Origin of the sequence: Micromonospora sonchi (assembly GCF_014646235.1) — a bacterium.
Classification (GTDB): Bacteria; Actinomycetota; Actinomycetes; order Mycobacteriales; family Micromonosporaceae; genus Micromonospora; species Micromonospora sonchi.
On sequence record NZ_BMNB01000012.1, the window covers coordinates 148,786 to 168,164 of the forward strand.

General features: G+C 72.0%; 17 protein-coding genes. 10 read left to right on the top strand and 7 right to left on the bottom strand.

Features of this window, described 5'->3' with window-relative positions; all coding sequences use genetic code 11:
• The first annotated feature begins 54 nt into the window (after positions 1-54).
• From IEY61_RS15180 to IEY61_RS15215, 8 genes are all read left to right on the top strand, one after another.
• Positions 55-1,275: a hypothetical protein gene (locus IEY61_RS15180; RefSeq protein WP_189044664.1), complete on the top strand. Its 1,221-nt coding sequence runs from the start codon at positions 55-57 to the stop codon at positions 1,273-1,275.
• A gap of 348 nt (positions 1,276-1,623) precedes the next feature.
• Entirely contained in the window at positions 1,624-1,962 is a 339-nt protein-coding gene (locus IEY61_RS15185; RefSeq protein ID WP_373293161.1) for a hypothetical protein, read from the top strand.
• 638 nt (positions 1,963-2,600) lie between these two features.
• A complete protein-coding gene (pdhA, locus tag IEY61_RS15190; protein WP_189044668.1) occupies positions 2,601-3,776 on the top strand; it encodes a pyruvate dehydrogenase (acetyl-transferring) E1 component subunit alpha in 1,176 nt (391 codons plus the stop codon).
• On the top strand, positions 3,776-4,765 hold the full coding sequence (locus tag IEY61_RS15195; RefSeq protein ID WP_189044670.1) for an alpha-ketoacid dehydrogenase subunit beta: 990 nt from the start codon (positions 3,776-3,778) through the stop codon (positions 4,763-4,765). The genes pdhA and IEY61_RS15195 overlap by 1 nt, the downstream gene beginning before the upstream one ends.
• A gap of 5 nt (positions 4,766-4,770) precedes the next feature.
• Positions 4,771-6,228, top strand: coding sequence for a dihydrolipoamide acetyltransferase family protein (locus IEY61_RS15200; RefSeq protein WP_189044793.1), 1,458 nt, complete (start codon positions 4,771-4,773; stop codon positions 6,226-6,228).
• Positions 6,229-6,443: 215 nt separating this feature from the next.
• Positions 6,444-6,581, top strand: a complete 138-nt coding sequence (locus tag IEY61_RS15205; protein ID WP_189044673.1) for a hypothetical protein — start codon at positions 6,444-6,446, stop codon at positions 6,579-6,581.
• Between the two features lie 328 nt (positions 6,582-6,909).
• Positions 6,910-9,435, top strand: coding sequence for an LppU/SCO3897 family protein (locus IEY61_RS15210; RefSeq protein WP_189044675.1), 2,526 nt, complete (start codon positions 6,910-6,912; stop codon positions 9,433-9,435).
• Positions 9,436-9,635: 200 nt separating this feature from the next.
• Positions 9,636-11,471, top strand: coding sequence for an NHL domain-containing thioredoxin family protein (locus IEY61_RS15215; protein WP_189044677.1), 1,836 nt, complete (start codon positions 9,636-9,638; stop codon positions 11,469-11,471).
• Positions 11,472-11,573: 102 nt separating this feature from the next.
• Here the strand turns inward: IEY61_RS15215 and IEY61_RS15220 are convergent, their stop codons facing one another.
• The 3 genes from IEY61_RS15220 to IEY61_RS15230 are packed head-to-tail and all read right to left on the bottom strand — an operon-like array spanning position 11,574 to position 13,844.
• Positions 11,574-12,323, bottom strand: coding sequence for a LamB/YcsF family protein (locus IEY61_RS15220; RefSeq protein ID WP_189044679.1), 750 nt, complete (start codon positions 12,321-12,323; stop codon positions 11,574-11,576).
• Positions 12,307-13,161 (bottom strand): 5-oxoprolinase subunit C family protein, encoded by an 855-nt coding sequence (locus IEY61_RS15225; RefSeq protein WP_189044682.1) that lies wholly within the window; start codon positions 13,159-13,161, stop codon positions 12,307-12,309. The genes IEY61_RS15220 and IEY61_RS15225 overlap by 17 nt, the downstream gene beginning before the upstream one ends.
• Entirely contained in the window at positions 13,158-13,844 is a 687-nt protein-coding gene (locus tag IEY61_RS15230) for a 5-oxoprolinase subunit B family protein (protein WP_189044684.1), read from the bottom strand. The genes IEY61_RS15225 and IEY61_RS15230 overlap by 4 nt, the downstream gene beginning before the upstream one ends.
• A 106-nt stretch (positions 13,845-13,950) precedes the next feature.
• Between IEY61_RS15230 and trhA the strand changes: the two genes are divergently transcribed.
• Entirely contained in the window at positions 13,951-14,628 is a 678-nt protein-coding gene (gene trhA, locus IEY61_RS15235) for a PAQR family membrane homeostasis protein TrhA (RefSeq protein WP_189044686.1), read from the top strand.
• 65 nt (positions 14,629-14,693) lie between these two features.
• Here the strand turns inward: trhA and IEY61_RS15240 are convergent, their stop codons facing one another.
• A complete protein-coding gene (locus tag IEY61_RS15240) occupies positions 14,694-14,978 on the bottom strand; it encodes a DUF6458 family protein (RefSeq protein ID WP_189044688.1) in 285 nt (94 codons plus the stop codon).
• A 117-nt stretch (positions 14,979-15,095) separates the two neighbouring features.
• Between IEY61_RS15240 and IEY61_RS15245 the strand changes: the two genes are divergently transcribed.
• Positions 15,096-15,635, top strand: a complete 540-nt coding sequence (locus IEY61_RS15245) for a SixA phosphatase family protein (protein ID WP_189044690.1) — start codon at positions 15,096-15,098, stop codon at positions 15,633-15,635.
• Between the two features lie 39 nt (positions 15,636-15,674).
• Here IEY61_RS15245 and IEY61_RS15250 read toward each other — a convergent pair whose 3' ends face one another.
• From IEY61_RS15250 to IEY61_RS15260, 3 genes are all read right to left on the bottom strand, one after another.
• A complete protein-coding gene (locus IEY61_RS15250; RefSeq protein WP_013730795.1) occupies positions 15,675-15,944 on the bottom strand; it encodes a DUF6458 family protein in 270 nt (89 codons plus the stop codon).
• A 180-nt stretch (positions 15,945-16,124) separates the two neighbouring features.
• Positions 16,125-17,981, bottom strand: coding sequence for an acyl-CoA dehydrogenase (locus tag IEY61_RS15255; protein ID WP_189044692.1), 1,857 nt, complete (start codon positions 17,979-17,981; stop codon positions 16,125-16,127).
• A 177-nt stretch (positions 17,982-18,158) separates the two neighbouring features.
• Positions 18,159-19,286, bottom strand: a complete 1,128-nt coding sequence (locus tag IEY61_RS15260; RefSeq protein WP_189044694.1) for a PP2C family protein-serine/threonine phosphatase — start codon at positions 19,284-19,286, stop codon at positions 18,159-18,161.
• Positions 19,287-19,379 lie beyond the last annotated feature (93 nt).

Genomic DNA, 19,379 nt, shown 5'->3' on the forward strand with positions numbered 1-19,379 from the left:
GGGCTCGGCCCGCTCACCGCGTGATCGGGCGGTGAGCGGCGTAGGGTCGGGGTCATGGCCACGCCACAAACCCCCTACGAGGCGGTGCTGCACGCCGCACGCGACGTGACCAAGCTCGACTCGGCCCTCGACGCGGAGATGCTCGGCGCAGCGCTGCTGGGCAGTGTGTACGAGATCGCCGAGACGGACCGGGAGTCGGCGGTGCGGGAATTCGTCGCCAATTTCCTCGCGGCCACCTCGCGCCGGCGGGCTGCGGCGGCGACCACCGTCCGCGCGGTCTTCGCGGCCCTGGTGCCGGACGCGACCGGCGCGGACCGGGTACGCCCCGGCGCCAGCGCACCGGCCTGGTCCGGTCAGCTCGGCCGGGTGCACCTCACCGGCAGTTGGGCGTACGGCGACGTCTACGGCGACCAGACCTCGTACCTGGCCACCTTCGCCTACGACGACGACACCGGCGGGCCGGAGCACGCACTGGTGGCGCTGGTCGACCACAACATCGGCATCACCAAGGACGTCTTCGTCGGCGGGCCGGCCGACGTGATCCTGGAGCAGGTCCGGAAGCTGTGCGCGGCCGACGAGCTGACCTGGTTCCGGGAGGAGGATCCGATCCGAGTGCGGGGCGAGGTGAGCCGGCACCTGGCGGTCACCGACCGGTTGGGGCAACTGCCCGGGGCGAGTTCACTGGCCACGGACCGCGCGCTGGTCGGGGCCCGGTTGGCGATTCTGCCCGCCGCGGCGGCACCGCCTCCGCCAGCCGATGATCCGCTGCCGGAGGCCGAGCGGGGCGAGGAGATCCGGCGTTTCCTGGCCTCTCCCGAGGCGGCCCGGGCCGGGCTGGTCACCATCGTCGATGACGCGGAGCTGGCCTCGCTGCACTTCTGCCTGGGTCTGCTGCTGGACCACGCGGCGACCTTTCCGGACGCCGACCCGCTGCGGTGGAGCCCGACGGTGGCCGGGCTCTTCCTGCTCGACTGGGTACACCGTCGCGCCGTGCTGGACATGGACGACGCGGCGATGCTGCCCCGGGTGCTACGCGCCTGGGCCGGTTACGCCGCCCGTCGACGCGGGTTGTCCGCACCGGCGGCGGCCTCGACGGACGCCGCGATCGAGGAGATGGTGCCGGAGTTCGCCCGGCTCTACGCCACGGGCGAGCGGCGTAGCCCGGCGACCGCCGCCGTCGCCCAGTTGATGGCCGACGGCATCGATCCGGACGATGCGGCCGCCCTCGATGCCTGGATCGACGCCAACCGCCACCGCCTCGCCGACGACGACTGACGGTCCTTCCCCGCTCAACCGGACAGCGCGACCGGGAAAAGACCGGACACCTGCCCGGTCGGACCGACCGACTCACCCGGCTCCACCGACGCGCTCGGCTCCGACGACGCACTCGGCTCCGACGACGGTTCAGGCTCGGCGGGCGCGCTCGGCTCTCCCGACGGCCCAGGCTCTTTCGGCGGCCCAGGCCCTCCCGACGCACTTGGCTCCACGGACGCGCTGGGCGTCACCGATGCACTCGGCTCCACGGACGCGCTCGGCTCGGGTGTGGGCTCGGGCGCGGGCGACGGTGAGCCGGGTGGTGATGGCGGGCTCGGGTGCGGCGCTGGCGACGGTTCCGGCGTGGGAATGGCTGGCCAGGGCACCGGGGAGATCGCGGGTGGCTCCGGTCGGCGTACCGGTGGTTCGACCGACGTGACGGTGGGCACCGGGTCGGGCCGATCCTTTTCCACCGTCGGATCGACGGGCGCGGCGACCGGTCCGGCCGACGGCAGCGCCGACCCGGTGGCCGTCGGAGCGCCGCTGGGCGGCGGCGGGATGACCACCGGGCCGATCGAGGGCGTCGGGATGAAGGGCGTACTGCTGTCCGGCAGCGCGGTGCTGCCGACCGTCGCGGAACCGGTGCTGATGGCGGCAAGGACCGGCATCGAGGCGGTGCCGGCGAGCAGCGCCACGGTGAGCAGATAACCCCGGGTGGGGCCAGCGGTACGGGCGGCTCGGTGCACACCCACCACCCGGCGGTAGCCGCCGGGTGCCCGGTGCCGGCCGAGGCCCACCACCCCGGGACCCTCACCTGGTTCGGACACCTTCGCTCCTCGTCGTCGCCCCTGGCCAGGACCGTCGGCTACGGGCCCGGTGGACCGCCGCAGCTGGCTCGTCAGTCCGCGCGAACAGCCTGAGTCAGTCACTCTGGGTAGGCCAACCCCGCACCGCGTGTCGACACGCGTATCTACCCGAATGGTGACGAACACCGCCTGTTCGGTCGCACGGCGTTGCTTTGGACACTCGTGCATTTCAGGTAACGAAGCGGATCCGTGCCGGGGTGCGGGACGGGCGGACTGTGGGACGACTCACCGCTGATGCGAATATGGAGGCCACGACGGCAGCGCAGCCGCGACCTCCGCGCACCCACGCGGCAGGCACGACTGGGCGTCGGCGCTCCCGAACCGGGTTCGGCCATGAATCCGGCTCGCGCCGCGCGGCAACCCCCACCGGGGCCAGGCGCGGCCGCCAGGAACCGATCCCGGCACCAGCCGGGACCGGCGTACGAGTCGCGCGGCCGGGTGACCCCCCGGTGCCGACGCAGACACGACAGGGAGAGACGGATGGCAAAGGGCGACCCCGGGGCCAGCACCCGCGGCCGGCGAGCCGCACCCCGATCCAGGAAGGCCGTGACCGGCGACCCGGAGCTGGTGCAGTTGCTCACCCCGGCCGGAGAGCGGATCGACAGCGTGACCGGCCCGGACGGCACCGAGTATCGCGTCGACTTCACCGACGAGGAGTACCGCGGCCTCTACCGCGATCTGGTAATCGTCCGGAAGTTGGACGCCGAGGCCACCGCCTTGCAACGGCAGGGCGAACTGGGCCTGTGGGCCAGCCTGCTGGGCCAGGAGGCCGCGCAGGTCGGTTCCGGCCGGGCGCTGCGCGCGCAGGACATGGCCTTCCCGACCTACCGGGAGCACGGCGTTCTCTACTGCCGCGGCATCGACCCGATCATGCCGTTGGGCCTGTTCCGCGGCGTCGACCAGGGCGGCTGGGACCCGAACGAGTTCAAGTTCAACATGTACACGATCGTGATCGGGGCGCAGACCCTGCACGCGACCGGGTACGCCATGGGCGTCACCATGGACGGTAGGACCGGTGGCGAGAACGGCGAGGCGGTCATCGCCTACTTCGGTGACGGCGCCACCAGCCAGGGCGACGTCAACGAGTCGTTCGTCTGGGCCAGCGTGTTCAACGCCCCGCTGGTCTTCTTCTGCCAGAACAACCAGTACGCCATTTCCGAACCGCTGGAACGGCAGACCCGGGTCCCGCTGTACCGGCGGGCCGCCGGCTTCGGCTTCCCCGGCATCCGGGTGGACGGCAACGACGTGCTGGCCACGTACGCGGTCACCCGGCACGCGCTGGACAACGCCCGGAACGGGCAGGGTCCGACCCTGATCGAGGCGTACACCTACCGGATGGGAGCCCACACCACCTCCGACGACCCGACCCGCTACCGGATCGCCAGCGAGGTCGAGGCGTGGCAGGCCAAGGACCCGATCGCCCGGATGAAGGCGTTCCTGGAGCGGGCGAAGATCGCCGACGAGGGCTTCTTCGCCGACGTCGACGAGCAGGCCCGCCGGGAAGCGATCGACCTGCGCGAACGGGTGCTGGCGATGCCGGACCCAAAGCCGGTCACCATGTTCGACCACGTCTACCCCAACGGGTCGCCGCTGCTGGACGAGCAGCGCGCGCAGTTCAACAAGTACTTCGACTCGTTCGAGGGGAGCGCGCACTGATGGCTACGGAGACGCTCACCCTCGGCAAGGCCCTCAACATCGGCCTGCGCAGGGCCCTGGAGAACGACCCGAAGGTCGTCATCATGGGCGAGGACGTCGGCAAACTCGGCGGCGTCTTCCGGATCACCGACGGCCTCCAGAAGGACTTCGGCGAGCAGCGGGTGATCGACACCCCGCTGGCCGAGTCCGGCATCATCGGCACCGCGGTCGGCCTGGCCATCCGCGGCTACCGGCCGGTCTGCGAGATCCAGTTCGACGGCTTCGTCTACCCGGCGTACGACCAGATCGTGTCGCAGGTGGCGAAGATGCACTACCGCTCGCGCGGCAAGCTGAACATCCCGATGGTCATCCGGATCCCGTTCGGCGGCGGCATCGGCGCGGTGGAGCACCACTCGGAGTCGCCCGAGGCGTACTTCGCGCACACCGCCGGGCTCAAGGTGGTCTCCTGCGCCAGTCCGCAGGACGCGTACGTGATGATCCAGCAGGCCATCGCCTCGGACGACCCGATCGTGTTCCTGGAGCCGAAGCGGCGCTACTGGGAGAAGGGGCAGGTGGACCTGGACGCTCCGCTGGCCGAGGCGTACCCGCTGCAGGCCGCCCGCGTCGCACGGCCCGGCACCGACGCCACCCTGCTGGCGTACGGTCCGATGGTCCGCACCTGTCTGGACGCCGCGACCGCCGCCGCCGAGGACGGCCGCGACCTGGAGGTCATCGACCTGCGTACGCTCTCCCCGCTGGACCTCGGCGCCGTGTACGAGTCGGTGCGGCGCACCGGCCGCGCGGTGGTGGTGCACGAGGCACCCTCCAACGTCGGCCTGGGCGCGGAGATCGCGGCCCGGATCACCGAGGAGTGCTTCTATTCCCTCGAGTCGCCGGTGCTGCGGGTGACCGGCTTCGACACGCCCTACCCGGCCGCCCGGGTGGAGGAGGAGTACCTGCCCGACCTCGACCGGGTGCTCGACGCCGTCGACCGCACCTTCGGCTGGTGAGCGTCATGTCCCGGATCAAGAGGTTCAACCTGCCCGACCTGGGCGAGGGCCTGACCGAGGGCGAGATCCTCGCCTGGCTGGTCAAGGTGGGCGACACGATCGAGCTGAACCAGCCGATCGTCGAGGTGGAGACGGCCAAGGCGGCCGTGGAGATTCCGGCGAAGTGGGCCGGCCAGGTGCAGGCCATCTTCCATCCCGAAGGCACCACGGTCGAGGTCGGCACCCCGATCATCGCGATCGACACCGATCCCGGCGCCGGGCCGGTCGAGTCGTCAACCGCCGACCTGCCCGCCCCCTCGGCCGCCTCGCTGGCCGCCGTCGAGGTCGCGCCGGCGGAGGGGGCGGTCGAGCCGGGCCTGATCGGCGGCCCCGCCCCGGGTGGCCGCACGGCGGTCCTGGTCGGCTACGGCCCCCGGACCACCACGGCCAAGCGCCGGCCCCGCAAGGGAGCCACCCCCGCGTCGGTGCAGACCGACCTCGCTCCGGTTGTGCCGGTCCAGGCCATACCGGCCACGGCTCCGGCCGTCGCGGTGTCGCCCGCCCCGGCGGTGAACGGCGACGCCCGGGTCGGTGGTCCCGTCCTGGCCAAGCCGCCGGTGCGCAAGCTTGCCAAGGATCTCGGCGTCGACCTGCGCACACTGACCGGGTCCGGGCCGCTGGGCTCGATCACCCGGGAGGACGTACAGCGGGCGGCCTCGGCACCGGCGGCGGCCGAGCCGCTGGCGGTCACTGCGACGGGCCCGTCGGCGGCGAACTTCGGCGCCGACCGCGAGCAGCGCGTCCCGGTCAAGGGGGTACGCAAGCTCACCGCCGAGAACATGTCCCGCTCGGCGTTCACCGCGCCACACGTCACCGAGTTCCTGACCGTGGACGTGACGCGCGCGATGAAGGCCCTGGACCGGCTGCGCGGCCGGCGGGAGTGGCGCGACGTACGGGTCTCGCCGCTGCTGCTGGTGGCCAAGGCGGTGCTGCTGGCGGCCAAGCGGCACCCGATGGTCAACTCGACCTGGGCCGGCGACGAGATCGTCGTCAAGGAGTACGTCAACCTGGGCATCGCGGCGGCCACCGAGCGCGGCCTGATCGTGCCGAACGTCAAGGACGCCGGCCGGCTCACCCTGCGCGAGTTGGCCGACGCGCTGACCGATCTGGTGCGGACGGCCAAGGCCGGGAAGACCTCGCCGGCCGACATGTCCGGCGGCACTCTGACCATCACCAACGTCGGGGTGTTCGGGGTGGATACCGGCACGCCGATCCTGCCTCCGGGCGAGTCGGCGATCCTGGCCTTCGGGACGGTTCGCGAGCAGCCCTGGGTCCACAAGGGCAAGGTCAAGCCGCGCCTGGTCACCACCCTCGGGCTCTCCTTCGACCACCGGATCATCGACGGCGAGCTGGGCTCGAAGTTCCTGCGCGACGTGGGCGACTTCCTCACCGATCCGGAGGCGGCGCTGCTCGCCTGGACCTGACGCAGCACGACGACGGCCGGTGTGCCAACGGGTTGACGCCCGGCACGCCGGCCGTTGCCATTGGCCGAGAAAACACCGCTGAACGATGATTCAGGCCTAAGATTCTTAGGTTCGTGTCCAAGCTCACCTAACAATCGCTGGATATCGACATGCGTTTGCGGTTCAATAGGTGCATCGGCAGATCGACAACCGAATAGCCCGGAGGAGAGACCACCATGAGCATGATCGAGCGGATCCGGAACCGTCGCGACGCCAACCGCCGTGCCCGCGCCATCGAGCGCGCCCTGCGCTCCGCCAGTTCGCCCGCGGTCCGCGACGAGATCCTCGCCATCGCCCAGCGTCACATGCGCTGACACCACCAGACCTTGCTCGCCTCCTCCAGATCGACGACCCGCCCGGACCACCGGGCGGGTCGTCGGCGTTCGTACCGAGCGGCTGACACCGGGATACCGTCCCGCCGCAGCGCCCGGTACGGTGGGGCTCGGTCGTCGTCCACAAGTCGGGGACAGGTCGAGACGATAGAAGCATCTCGACACCAGCCGGCAACGGACAGTGACGATCGATGCTCCGCGGAGGCCCACCGGTGGCCACCGGGATACGGTGCGGGGAGCCGGCACAGCCGGCTTGCCCTACCGAGACCATCGGCGACAGCGGCCAACATGTGATGGAGGAGGCGCACGCATGACGTCCGAGGGCCCGCACCGCCCCGGCCAAGAGCCGGACGAGGTGCCGCCGGGCGGCGGCGGACCGGCTCAGCAGGACAGCGGGTATGGCACGAGCGCCCCCGACCTCGGCTGGGCTCCCGCACCGCCCACACAGTCCGACGCAGCCACGCCCACCTGGGCCAACCAGCAGGGCGACCCGTGGGGCAGCGCCCAAGCCACCCGCCAGGCGGAGTCACCGGCCCCCGCCACCTGGGAGACGACCGGCGGCAACCAACCGTCCTGGGCGCCCCAGGGTGAGCAGGCCGACCAGCGCTGGCCACCCTCCGCACCGGACCAACCGGCCTGGGCGTCCGGTCAGAGCAACCCGACCCGGACCGAGCCCACCACGTCGGACACGACCCAGCCACCAGAATGGACGCCGAGCCAGGCCGGGTCGGGCTGGGCTGGCCAGTCACCGTCCGGCCAGCCCGCGACCTGGGCCGGCGGCACCCAGCCGGAATGGTCCCCCGCACCCCAGGCCGAGCAGCAGACGCCCGGCTGGGCCGCGGCCGCGAACACCCCCGAACCGGCCAAGCCCGACTGGGCCCAGACCGACCAGCCCGCACCGGTCCGCTCGGAGCCGGCGGCCCGGGCCACGGCGCAGGTGCCGCAACCGAACGCCGCACCGCACCGGCCGGCCCCGGACGAGACGGCCCGATCCGGCGGATGGCAGGCCGATCAGCAGGGGCAGCCGGGATGGGCCACCGAACAGCGACCGGGGCCAACCAACGGTGGATGGGCCGGTGACCAGCAGCCGGCCGAGGGCTGGCAGATCGGCGACCGGCCGGCGCAGCCCGACTGGGCCACGCCACAGCCGGCGGATCAGGCCGGCTGGTCCGGTAGCGGCGCCGGGGCCGACCCGGGTCCACAGTGGTCGACGCCGATGCAGAACCCGCCGACGGCAGCGTGGACGCCCGCCGAGCCCGCCACCGGGTCGACGCGGTCCGGCGACTCCGGGCCGCCGCCGTCCTGGAGCCCCTCGCAGGAGCCACTGCCGTCCCGTACCGCAGGCGAGCGGCCGTCGCTCGACGTCCAGCCGTGGGCACCCGGCGAGGCGTGGGGCAACGCCGGCTCGGCAGAACCCGAAGCGGCCCGGCCGGGCGCTCAGTCCGAGGCGGGGCGGGCCGACGGCGGTCCGATCTACCAGCCCGCGCCGACCCCAGGCATCTCGCCGGCCAACATGGTGCCGCTGCCGCCCCAGGAGCAGCGGGTGCCAGGCGCCAGCCTGGCCGCCACGCCCCCCGCCGACTACGCCCCGCCGGCCGTGTTCCCGGCAGACCAGGCCGGGCAGAGCCCGCTCCCGGCCACCGACCAGCCGGCCGGTGGCATGAGCTGGGGGCAGCCCGAGTCGCGGCACGACGAGTCGCAGCCACCGGCGATCCCGATGCCACGCACCTCTCCGGAGTCCACCGGCCGGGCGACCCCGCCGTCGACGAACGCCAGCGGCATCTCGGCGAGCGCGTCGGTGCCGCTGGCCAGCCGGGTGGAGCCCCCGGCCGACCACGCGGCGCTGCCGGCGGGCACGCCTCCGCCGCAGCCCCGGGTGTACGGCCGGGCCGCCCAACCCGAGCAACCGGAGTCGGCCCAGGAGTGGGATTCGCCCCGGTTCGACCAGGGCCCGGATCCACGTCTCGGCGACCGGGACATTCCGGACGCCTTCCCGGCTGCGAACGCTCCTGCCTCGCCGGCCCCGGCACCCGCCTTCCCGGGGCTGCCCGCCTTCGCCGACGCGCCGCCGACCAGTCGAGCGATGAACGGTGTCAAGCCGCACGCCGAGCCGGAGCGGCCGGCCGACCCCTTCGGCCCCCCGTCCGGCGACCGTTTCGGCAGCTCGGGCGGTGACCCCTTCGGCGGTCCGGGTGCTGGTTCCTTCGGCGGCCCCGGTGGTGACCCCTTCGGCGGCCCGGGCGGTGGTTCCTTCGGCGGCCCCGGTGGTGACCCCTTCGGCAGTCCGGGTGCTGATTCTTTCGGCGGCCCGGGTGGTGGTTCCTTCGGCGGCCAGCCCGAGCGTGCTGGGGCCTACGGCTCGGCCGGGCGGCCTGAGCCGGCCGACCACACCTCGGCCTTCGCGCCGCAGCAGTCCGGCACGCCGTGGACCCCGGGTTCGCCCGCGACCGAGCCGGATCAGGGCCGCTTCGAGGCCTTCAAGCCGGTTGCCGAGCCGGCCCCGGACGCTCCGGCGCCGAAGGTACGCAACGGCCGGGTGCTCGCCGCGGTGCTGGTGGCCGCGGTGCTCATCCTCGCCATCCCGCTCGGCCTGCTGTTACTGCTCGGCAAGATCGGCGGTTCCGACGAGGCGGGCACCTTCAACCCGGCCGTCGGTTCCTGCGTCAAGCGTTCCGGCGACAGCGCAGTGGTCGCCGACTGCGGCGAGCCGGAGGCGTTCACCGTGGTGACGAAGGTCGCGTCGAAGGACAAGTGCCCGGATCCCTCCCTGCCGGTCGTGGAACTTCGCGGCAAGGTGGCCGAGCCGGTGCTCTGCCTGAAGGACGCCACCGGCTGATCCGCAAAAGGCTCACGGCGGGTTCACGGACAACCGTGAACCCGCCGCTTTCAACGCCGATCGCCGTTTCGCCGTAATGGCGGTGTCCCGACCGATCAGACACCGCCATACCTACGAAACGGAGTCGATCAACAGGCTGGGGGTGCCGGCCCACCCGCCCGCCGAACCGGCCGATGCCGCTGGTAGGGCACGATGGGCTGATGAGTGCACGCGTGCGGGCGCCCGAGCTTCGGGGCCGGGGCTGGTTGAACACGGGTGGGCAGCAGCTGACGCTCGCCGACCTTCGTGGCAAGATCACGATCGCGGACTTCTGGACCTTCTGCTGTATCAACTGCCTGCACGTGCTGGACGAACTACGCCCGATCGAGGAGAAGTACGCCGACGTCCTCGTGGTGATCGGCGTACATTCGCCGAAGTTCGAGCACGAGAAGGACCCGGACGCCCTGGCCGCCGCCGTCGAGCGGTACGGCGTGCAGCACCCCGTACTCGATGATCCCGAGCTGGACATGTGGCAGCAGTACGCGGCCCGCGCCTGGCCGACCCTCGCGGTGATCGATCCCGAGGGGTACGTGGTGGCCACGATGGCCGGCGAGGGCCACGCCGAAGGGCTGGTCCGGCTCATCGACGACCTGATCGCCACCCACGAGGCCAAGGGCACACTGCACCGAGGCGACGGCCCGTACGTCCCGCCGGCCGAGCCGCGGACCACCCTGCGCTTTCCCGGCAAGGCGGTGACCCTGCCCGACGGTGGTCTGCTGGTGTCGGACTCGGCCCGGCACCGGGTGGTCGAGCTGGCCGACGACGGCGAGACCGTGGTGCGCGCGATCGGCACCGGCAGCCGGGGCCGGGCCGACGGCGCGGCCGACGCCGCCACCTTCTCCGAGCCCCAGGGGCTGTGCCTGCTCCCGTCGCACGTCGCCGAAGTCGCCGGTTACCACCTGGTGGTCGCCGACACCGTCAACCATCTGTTGCGGGGCGTACGCCTGAACACCGGCGAGGTGGTCACCGTCGCCGGCACCGGGCGGCAGTGGCGGTCCACGGTCGACGACCACCCGCACGATGCGCTTTCGATCGACCTCTCCTCCCCCTGGGACCTCGCCTGGTACGACGACCAGGTCATCGTCGCGATGGCCGGCATCCACCAGCTGTGGTGGTTCGACCCGATCAAGCGCACCGCAGGGATGTACGCCGGCACGACCGTCGAGGCGTTGCGGGACGGGCCGCTGACCGAGGCATGGCTGGCCCAGCCGTCCGGACTGTCCGTCTCCGCCGACGGCGCGCGACTCTGGATCGCCGACAGCGAGACCAGCGCCATCCGGTACGTCGAGAACGGCACCATGGGTACTGTGGTCGGCCAGGGCCTGTTCGACTTCGGTCATGTGGACGGGCCGGCGGCGCAGGCGTTGTTGCAGCATCCGCTCGGTGTCTGCGCGCTGCCGGACGGCTCGGTGCTGATCGCGGACACGTACAACGGCGCGGTCCGCCGCTACGACCCGGCGACCGACCTGGTCTCGACCGTGGCCGCCGGGCTCGGCGAACCGAGCGACCTGGTGCTCACCCCCGACGGCGCGGTGCTGGTGGTGGAGTCCGCCGCACACCGGGTCACCCGGCTGGCGCCGGGCGCGCTCTCGGCGGCCGGGGCTCAGACCGTCGACGGCCCTCGGCACCGCACCGAACGCAAGCCGACCGACCTGGCCGCCGGCGAGGTCGTGCTGGACGTCGTCTTCACGCCGGCGCCCGGGCAGAAGCTGGACGAGACGTACGGTCCGTCGACCCGCCTGGTGGTGTCCGCGTCGCCGCCGGAGCTGCTGGTCGAGGGGGCGGGTACCGGCACCGAACTGTCCCGCCGCCTGGTGGTCGACGGCTCGGTGCCCGGCGGTGTGCTGCAGGTGACCGCGCAGGCGGCGACCTGCGACGCCGACGTGGAGCACGCGGCCTGTCACCTGACGCGGCAGGACTGGGGCGTGCCGGTACGCGTCGTCGCCGACGGCACGGCCCGCCTCCCGCTCGTCCTACGTGGCCTGGACGCCGGCTGAGCGCCGCTGCCCGGCGTCGCGCGGTGTTGCGCGTTGTTGCGCGGTGTTAGGAAGGGGCCCTTTACCTACACCAGGCGTTAATAAGGGGCCCTTCCTTGCACTTCAGGTGAAGGGGGTGGGGGGTGTATTGGCGTCGATGAGGGCGGCGCGGACGAGTTCCGCGGCGGCCACCGCACCGGGGGTGTCGCCGTGCAGGCAGATGGACTCCACGGCGCACGGGATGACGGTGCCGTCGATGGCGATCACGCTCCGCTCGGTCGCCATGCGTACCGCCTGACCGGCCACCTGATGCGGATCGGTGATCAGGGCGTCGGGCGAGGACCGGGGCACCAGCTGCCCGTTGGGCAGGTAGTTCCGGTCGGCGAAGCCCTCGGCCACCACCCGCAGTCCGGCCCCTTGGGCGAGCTGGGCCAGCACGGACCCGGACGGGCAGAGCACGGGCAGTTCCGGGTCGTAGTCGCAGACCGCGGCGACCAGCGCCGCCGCCTGCGCCTCGTCCCGGGCGGCGGCGTGGTAGAGCGCGCCGTGCGGCTTGAGGTAGCGGACCCGGGTGCGGTACGCCCGGCAGAACGCGTTGAGCGCGCCGAGCTGGTAGAGCACCTCGTCGCGCAGTTCCGCGAAGTCGTACGCGATGTGCCGCCGGCCGAAGCCGGCGAGGTCCCGGTAGCCCACCTGGGCACCGACGGCGACCTGCCGCTGCGCGGCGGCGGCACAGACCCGGCGCATGGTGGGCGGGTCGCCGGCATGGAAGCCGCAGGCGACGTTGGCCGAGGTGATCAGGTCCAGCAGCGCCTCGTCGTCGCCGAGCCGCCAGGCACCAAATCCCTCACCGAGATCAGCGTTGAGGTCCATGGAACCTGACGGTAGTGCCTGGGCGGGCCTGCGCGAGCGGTGTCACGTCGTCCACCACGGCGATGACGGGATACCCGCCGGTCACGGGGTGATCGGCAAGGAAGATCAACGGCTGACCGTCCGCCGGCACCTGCACCGCCCCGAGGACGAGACCCTCACTGGGCAGTTCCCCGGCCACCGCGCGGGGCAGCGGTGCACCGGTCAGTCGCGCGCCGACCCGGTTGCTCACCGGACTCACCTGGTACGCCGTGCCGAACAGCAGGTCGAGCGCGGCCGGGGTGAACCAGTCGTGTCGGGGGCCGAGCCGGACGGCGAGGTCCAGTTGCGCCGGGTGCGCGGCCGGCACGGTGACGTCCACCGGCGCGGGCGGAGCGGTCGGGGCACCCAGCGGCAGCAGGTCGCCGTCGCGCAGCGGTGCCGGCCCGAGCCCGGACAGCGTGTCGGTGGACCGACTGCCCAGCACCGGGTCGACGGCGATCCCGCCGGCCACCGCGAGCCAGCAACGCAGACCCCGTCGGGCGGGACCGATTCGCAGCATCGTCCCGCCCGGCACCGCGAGCGGCCGACCGGTGTCGCCGGGGCGGTCACCCACCCACACGTCGGCCTCGGCGCCCACCACGGCCACTGTCGTGGCCCGGGTCGGCCGCAGGTCGCAGCCGGTCAGGGTGATCTCCAGGCCGGCCGCCGACTCCGGGTTGCCGACCAGGCGGTTGGCCAGCCGCAGCGCCCCCGGGTCGAGCGCCCCCGAGCGGGGCACCCCGAGGTGCGCCCACCCCGCCCGTCCCAGGTCCTGCACCGTGCTCAACACTCCCGCTCGCACCACCCGCAGGCGCGTCATGCCGCCGCCAGGCGGACGCGGAGGCCGGGGGTGAGGAGCGCCGGGGGGTGGGCGTGTGGGTTGAACAGGGTCAGCGCCGTGCGGCCGACCAGGAGCCAGCCGCCGGGGGAGGCGGTGGGGTAGATCCCGGCGTACGGGCCGGCCAGGGCGACCGAGCCCGCCGGCACCCGAGTGCGGGGGGTGGGCAACCGGGGCACGGCCAGTTCGGCGGGTAAGCCGGTCAGGTAGCCGAAGCCGGGCGCGAAGCCGCAGAACGCCACCCGGAACTCGGTCTGTCGCAGCTGGCGCAGCACGCCCGGCACGTCCGTGCGCCAGTGTTCGGCCACGCGGGGCAGGTCTTCCCCGTCGTACGTCACCGGCACCTCGGTCAGGTCGGCGTCGGCGGGGGCCGTGGTTGCGGGCGACGGTGGTGTCCAGCCGGCGATCCGGTCGGCGGTGGCCACCGGATCCGGTACGCCGTCCAGCAGCACGGTGGCGGCAGCCGGCACGATCTCGGTGGCGACGAGATCACCCCGGTCCCGGCGACGCCAGAGTTCCGCCCGCCACGCCTCCACCAGTGCGGCCACCTCGGCGGCGGGCTGCGGCGCGGCCGCAAGGCCCGCCGACCGGAGATGCGCCGGCTCGGCGGGGCTCGCGGTGAAGTCGAGCAGCAGGGCGTGCGCGCCGACCGGTCGGATCCGCATTGCGCCATCATCCCGGACCGGTGTTCACGTCGACGGCGGTCGCCGGCCAAAAGCGTGACCAGTTCCACTACCCGTAGGTAACCTACGCTGCCGTAACCTGATGGTTGTGACCACCTCAGCACGCCCCCGGCTCAAGCCGGTCGACATCGGGAAACCTCGGATGCGCGGCTGGCTGCACGCGTACGCCTTCTTCGTCGCCCTGGTCTGCGGCATCGTGCTCTGTTCGATCGCCGCCGCCCGTCCCGGCTGGACCCCCCTGATGGTCTGCGCTGTCTACAGCCTGACCGTCTGCGGCCTCTTCGGCACCAGTGCCCTCTATCACCGTCGGGTGTGGTCGACACGCGGCTTCCAGGTCATGCGGCGGATGGACCACTCCATGATCTTCCTGTTCATCGCCGGCACGTACACGCCGTTCTGCGTGCTGCTGCTGGAGACCCCCGCGTCAGTGGTCATGCTGTCGGTGGTCTGGGGTGGGGCCGTGGCGGGGGTGGCGCTCAAACTGATCTGGCCGCACGCCTCACGCTGGGTCTCCGCACCGCTCTACCTGGCCCTCGGCTGGGTGTCGGTGGCGATGCTGCCGGACATCCTCCACCAGGGCGGGGTCACCGCGCTGGTGCTGCTCATCGTCGGTGGCGGGATCTACACGGTCGGCGCGGTCTTCTACGCGCTACGCCGACCGAACCCGTGGCCCACCGTCTTCGGTCATCACGAGTTCTTCCACGCCTGCACCCTGGTGGCGGCGATCTGTCACCACATCGCCATCTACTTCGCGCTGTTCGCCTGAGGCGTGGTCCCGGGGTCGGACGAGAGCGGCGACAGTGGGACGTCCCACTGCCGCCGACAGGAAGGTCAGACCGTCGGACCGGGCCGGCGCACCTCGCGGTACTCCTGCACCACCCGGTCGTTCTGGACCGGCACGGCGCGCTCGGTGACCACCCGCTCGGCAGGGGCCGGGGCGACCACCGCACGCCGACGCGAGTTCCAGAAGTGCAGCGTCACGATCAGGCCGGCGACCCCGGCGAGCATCAGCACCCAGCCGACGACGTTCAGATTGAGCCAACCAAGGTCCGCCTGCACGGCGAACGCGAAGATCGCACCGACCGCGATCAGGAAGATACTGCCACCGATACCCATTTCGTCGTCTCCTCGGCAACTCGCGCTGGCAATCACTTCGCCGCGGCCATGGATGACGGTTGCGGCATCGAGGGACTTACCCCGGCACGGATATCGCCAATCGGGCAAGCTGAGCACATGACGCACAACCCGGTTGCCGAACGCACACTCGTGCTGCTCCGGCACGCCAAGGCTGAACCACCCACACCGGACGGTCCCGACGCGGACCGCCCGTTGGCCGCCCGGGGACGTGCCGACGCCAGGGCGGCGGGCGCCTGGCTGGCCCGCCACGGGCTGCTGCCGGACGTGGTGCTCTGCTCGGCGGCGTTGCGCACCCGGCAGACCTGGCACGAGGTGGAGATGGGCATGACCGGTTCGCCACCGGAGGGCGGCCCGACCGGTCCGGTGCCGGTGGTGCGCTACGAGCAGCAGGCGTACGAAGCGCATCCGGACGAGCTGTTGACGCTGCTGCGTGGGGTGGAATCAAGCACGGCCACCATGCTGCTCATCGCGCACAATCCCGGCGTCTCGCTCCTGTCGGAGCTGCTCGACCCTCTCAACGCCGATCCGGGCGGACTGCGCACCAGCGACCTGGTCGTGCACCGGCTGGCGGGGCCCTGGGCGGAACTGGGCCGGGGCACGGCCCCGATCAGCACGCGACACACCGCACGTGGCTGAGGTCGAAATCAGCCGCGTGCGGTGGTCGGTGGGCTCGCCTCAGCTCGGTGGTGCGGTCGGCGGCGGCGGATCGGGAGGTGGCGGCATCATGGCCGTCGGATGCGAGAGCCGGTTCTCCTCCACGATCAGTGTCCGGGCCCGCTTGCGGCGGTCCTGCCAGAACCAGAGCGTGGTGAGCAGGACGCCCAGTCCGGCCAGGATGAAGACCCAACCGACCGCGCGCAGGTCGACCCACCAGACGTTTGCCCTGATGGCGAAGGTCAGGATCGCGCCGATCGCGATCAGGAAGATTCCACTACCGATGCCCATGTGCGCGGCACTCCCCCGTGCGGTTGCTCTGGGCGTGCATCTGACTGGTCCGCGACGGTTACCCGTCCGCCGCGGGGTTACCCGCGTCGGCGTGCGGCGAACACCTGAGACGGGTGCGGCTGCCCTAGAATCGGGCAGCCGCACCGCAACGACACTGGTCGGTCTCAAGTCACCCGAGCGTCAGAAGGCCTCCTCCGGGAGGTCCATGACGTCCAGGTCGGTAGCCTCGATGATCCGTCGGTCGGCGCCGATGCGGGGCAGCACCTCGCGGGCGAAGAACCGGGCCGCGGCCACCTTCCCGGTGTAGAACGCCTGGTCCGTGGCCGAGACCTCGCCGGCCAGCGCCGTCAACGCCACGTCGGCCTGCCGCTGCAACAGCCAGCCGACGACCAGGTCACCGATCGCCAGCAGGAATCGCCGGCTGCTCAGCCCGACCTTGTACAGGGCGCGCGGGTCGCTGCCCTGCGCCTCACCCAGCCAGCCGGTCAGCACGCCGAGCATGGTCTGGATCTCGGCGAGCGCCTTGCCGAGCGCCAGGCGCTCCTCCTTGAGCTGGCCGTTGCCGGCCTCGCTGGTGATGAACTCCTGGATCTCACCGGCCACCGTCATCAGGGCCTTGCCGTTGTCCCGGACGATCTTCCGGAAGATCAGGTCGAGGCTCTGGATCGCCGTGGTGCCCTCGTACAGGGTGTCGATCTTGGCGTCCCGGACGTACTGCTCCACCGGGTAGTCCTGGAGGAAGCCGGAACCACCGAAGGTCTGTAGCGACTCGTGCCCGAGCAGCTCGTACGCCCGCTCCGAGCCGACGCCCTTGACCAGCGGAAGCAGCAGGTCGTTGACCCGCTTGGCCAGCTTGATGGCCGGCTCGTCGCCGGCCGCCTCGGCGATGGCGATCCGGTCCTGCCAGGAGGCGGTGTAGAGGACCAGGGCCCGCAGACCCTCGGCGTACGACTTCTGCAGCAGCAGCGAGCGCCGCACGTCCGGGTGCGCGGTGATGGTGACGCGGGGGGCGGTCTTGTCCGCCGACCGGGTCAGGTCGGCACCCTGCACCCGGTTCTTGGCGTACTCCAGGGCGTTCAGGTACCCGCTGGAGAGGGTGGCGATCGCCTTGGTGCCGACCATCATCCGGGCGTACTCGATGATCATGAACATCTGCCGGATGCCGTCGTGCTTCTCGCCCAGCAGCCAGCCCTTGGCTGGTACGCCGTGCTCGCCGAAGGTCAGCTCGCAGGTGTTGGAGACCTTCAGACCCATCTTGTGCTCGACGTTGGTGGCGAAGACACCGTTGCGCTCGCCCAACTCGCCGGTGTTCTCGTCGAAGTGGTACTTCGGCACGACGAACAGCGACAGGCCCTTGGTGCCCGGGCCGCCGACGCCCTCCACGCCGACCGGACGGGCCAGCACGTAGTGGACGATGTTGTCGCTCAGGTCGTGCTCACCGGAGGTGATGAAGCGCTTGACGCCCTCGATGTGCCACGAGCCGTCCGGCTGCGGGATGGCCCGGGCACGGCCGGCGCCGACGTCCGAGCCGGCGTCCGGCTCGGTGAGGACCATGGTCGATCCCCACTGCTTGTCGATGAACAGCTTGGCCCACTTCTTCTGCTGCTCGGTGCCCTCGACGTGCAGCACGTGCGCGAAGGACGGGCCGGAGGCGTACATCCAGACCGGGGCGTTCGAGCCGAGGACCAGCTCGGCGAGGGCCCACCACAGCGCGCGGGGTGCGTTGGTGCCGTCCAACTCCGGGGGCAGGTCCAGGCGCCAGAACTCGGACTCCATGAACGCCCGGTACGACTTCTTGAACGACTCCGGCAGCGGCGCGGTGTGCGTGGCCGGGTCGAAGACCGGTGGGTTGCGATCGCTGTCCTGGTAGCTCGCGGCCAGGTCCTCCCGGGCCAGGCGGTCGACCTCGGCGAGAAAGCTGCGCGCGGTGTCGACGTCGAGGTCGGAGTACGGCTCCTGGCCGAACGCCCGGTCCGCCCCGAACACCTCGAACAGGTTGAACTCGAGGTCCCGAAGGTTGCTCTTGTAGTGGGTCATGTGGCTGGCCCCGCTTCCGGACAGGTGTTACCGATCAGTAACCCCGACTCTATTACTCATAAGTAGGAAGCGACAAGCCACCCCACCGAAGTGACGGCGATCACCCACCTGTGGCTCAGCTACCGACCCCTCGCGCACGGCCGCCACCCGGCGGCCCCACCCCCTGCGGGCGGTGGATCAGCCCTCGGTCGCGCCGACCTCCCAGCTCGGCACCACTGCGGTCGCCCCGCTCGGCGAACCCGTGTACTCCATCAGGACCAGCGCGATGTCGTCGTCGAGCCGGCCGTGCACCCACTCGACCAGGGCGGTCTCCAGTGAGGCCAGGCCGTCGGCGACCGTGCCGTGCCCGAGCAGCCGCCAGGCCCGGTCGGCGGTGGGGAAGAATTCGCCGTCCCGGCGCGCCTCGCCCAGCCCATCGGTGAACAGCAGCAGCCGGTCGCCCGGTTCCAGCCGCTCCACCCTGGGCCGGACCACCGGCATGAAGCCCAACGGCGGTGCCGGTGCCGGCGGCTCCATCGGGATCACCTCGCCACCACGCAGCAGCAACGGCGCCGGATGTCCGCAGTTGACGATGGTGAGGGTGCCGCCCCGCTCCTCGACCAGCGCCGCGGTGACGAAGTCCTCGTCGCCCACGCTGCGGGCCACCGCCCGGTCCAGGTCCGCCACCACGGCTCGCAGGTCGGCCCGCTCGTACGCCACGTGCCGGTACGAGCCCAGCACGATGCTGGCCAGCCGGACCGCCCCCAGTCCCTTGCCGCACACGTCGCCGATGATCATGCGGACTCCGTACGGGGTGTCGATCACCTCGTACAGGTCACCGCCGATCTCCGCCTTGGCCGTCGAGGAGATGTAGCGCCCGGCCACGGAGAGGCTGCCCACCCGGGGACCGAGCGGGCGCAGCACCGCCTGCTGCGCGACCGCCGCGAGCTTCGACAGCTCGGCGATCTGCTCGGCCTGCCGCTCGCGTACTGCCGCCACCGCCGCCGCGATGCCGGTGCCCAGGACGATGCCGGCCAAGGCCACCGCGGCGGAGACCGAGACCGGCCGCTCGGCCAGCGCGAAGGCCGCCCCGAGGAAGGACGCGACGGCCCCGACCCCCAGCACGATCTGCCAGGACGCCAGCGCCCCGGCCAGGAACGGGGCCGCCACCATCAACGCGATGTAGTTCGCCGACCGGCCGTCCGCCCACTCCAGCGCCGCGACCATCGCGAGCAGGACGAGGGCCGCGCCGAGGCCGGCGCGGGATCCGGGACTCAGCGGGCCACGGCCCGGCTGGAGGATTTGCGTGCGTACATGCGACAGCATGCCCGATGGTCGGGACGGAAAGAATGACCCTGACCCGTCGGACGAGCGGGTTCTGGCCGCGAGGGCCGCGGCCAGAACCCGAACGCCGCTCGG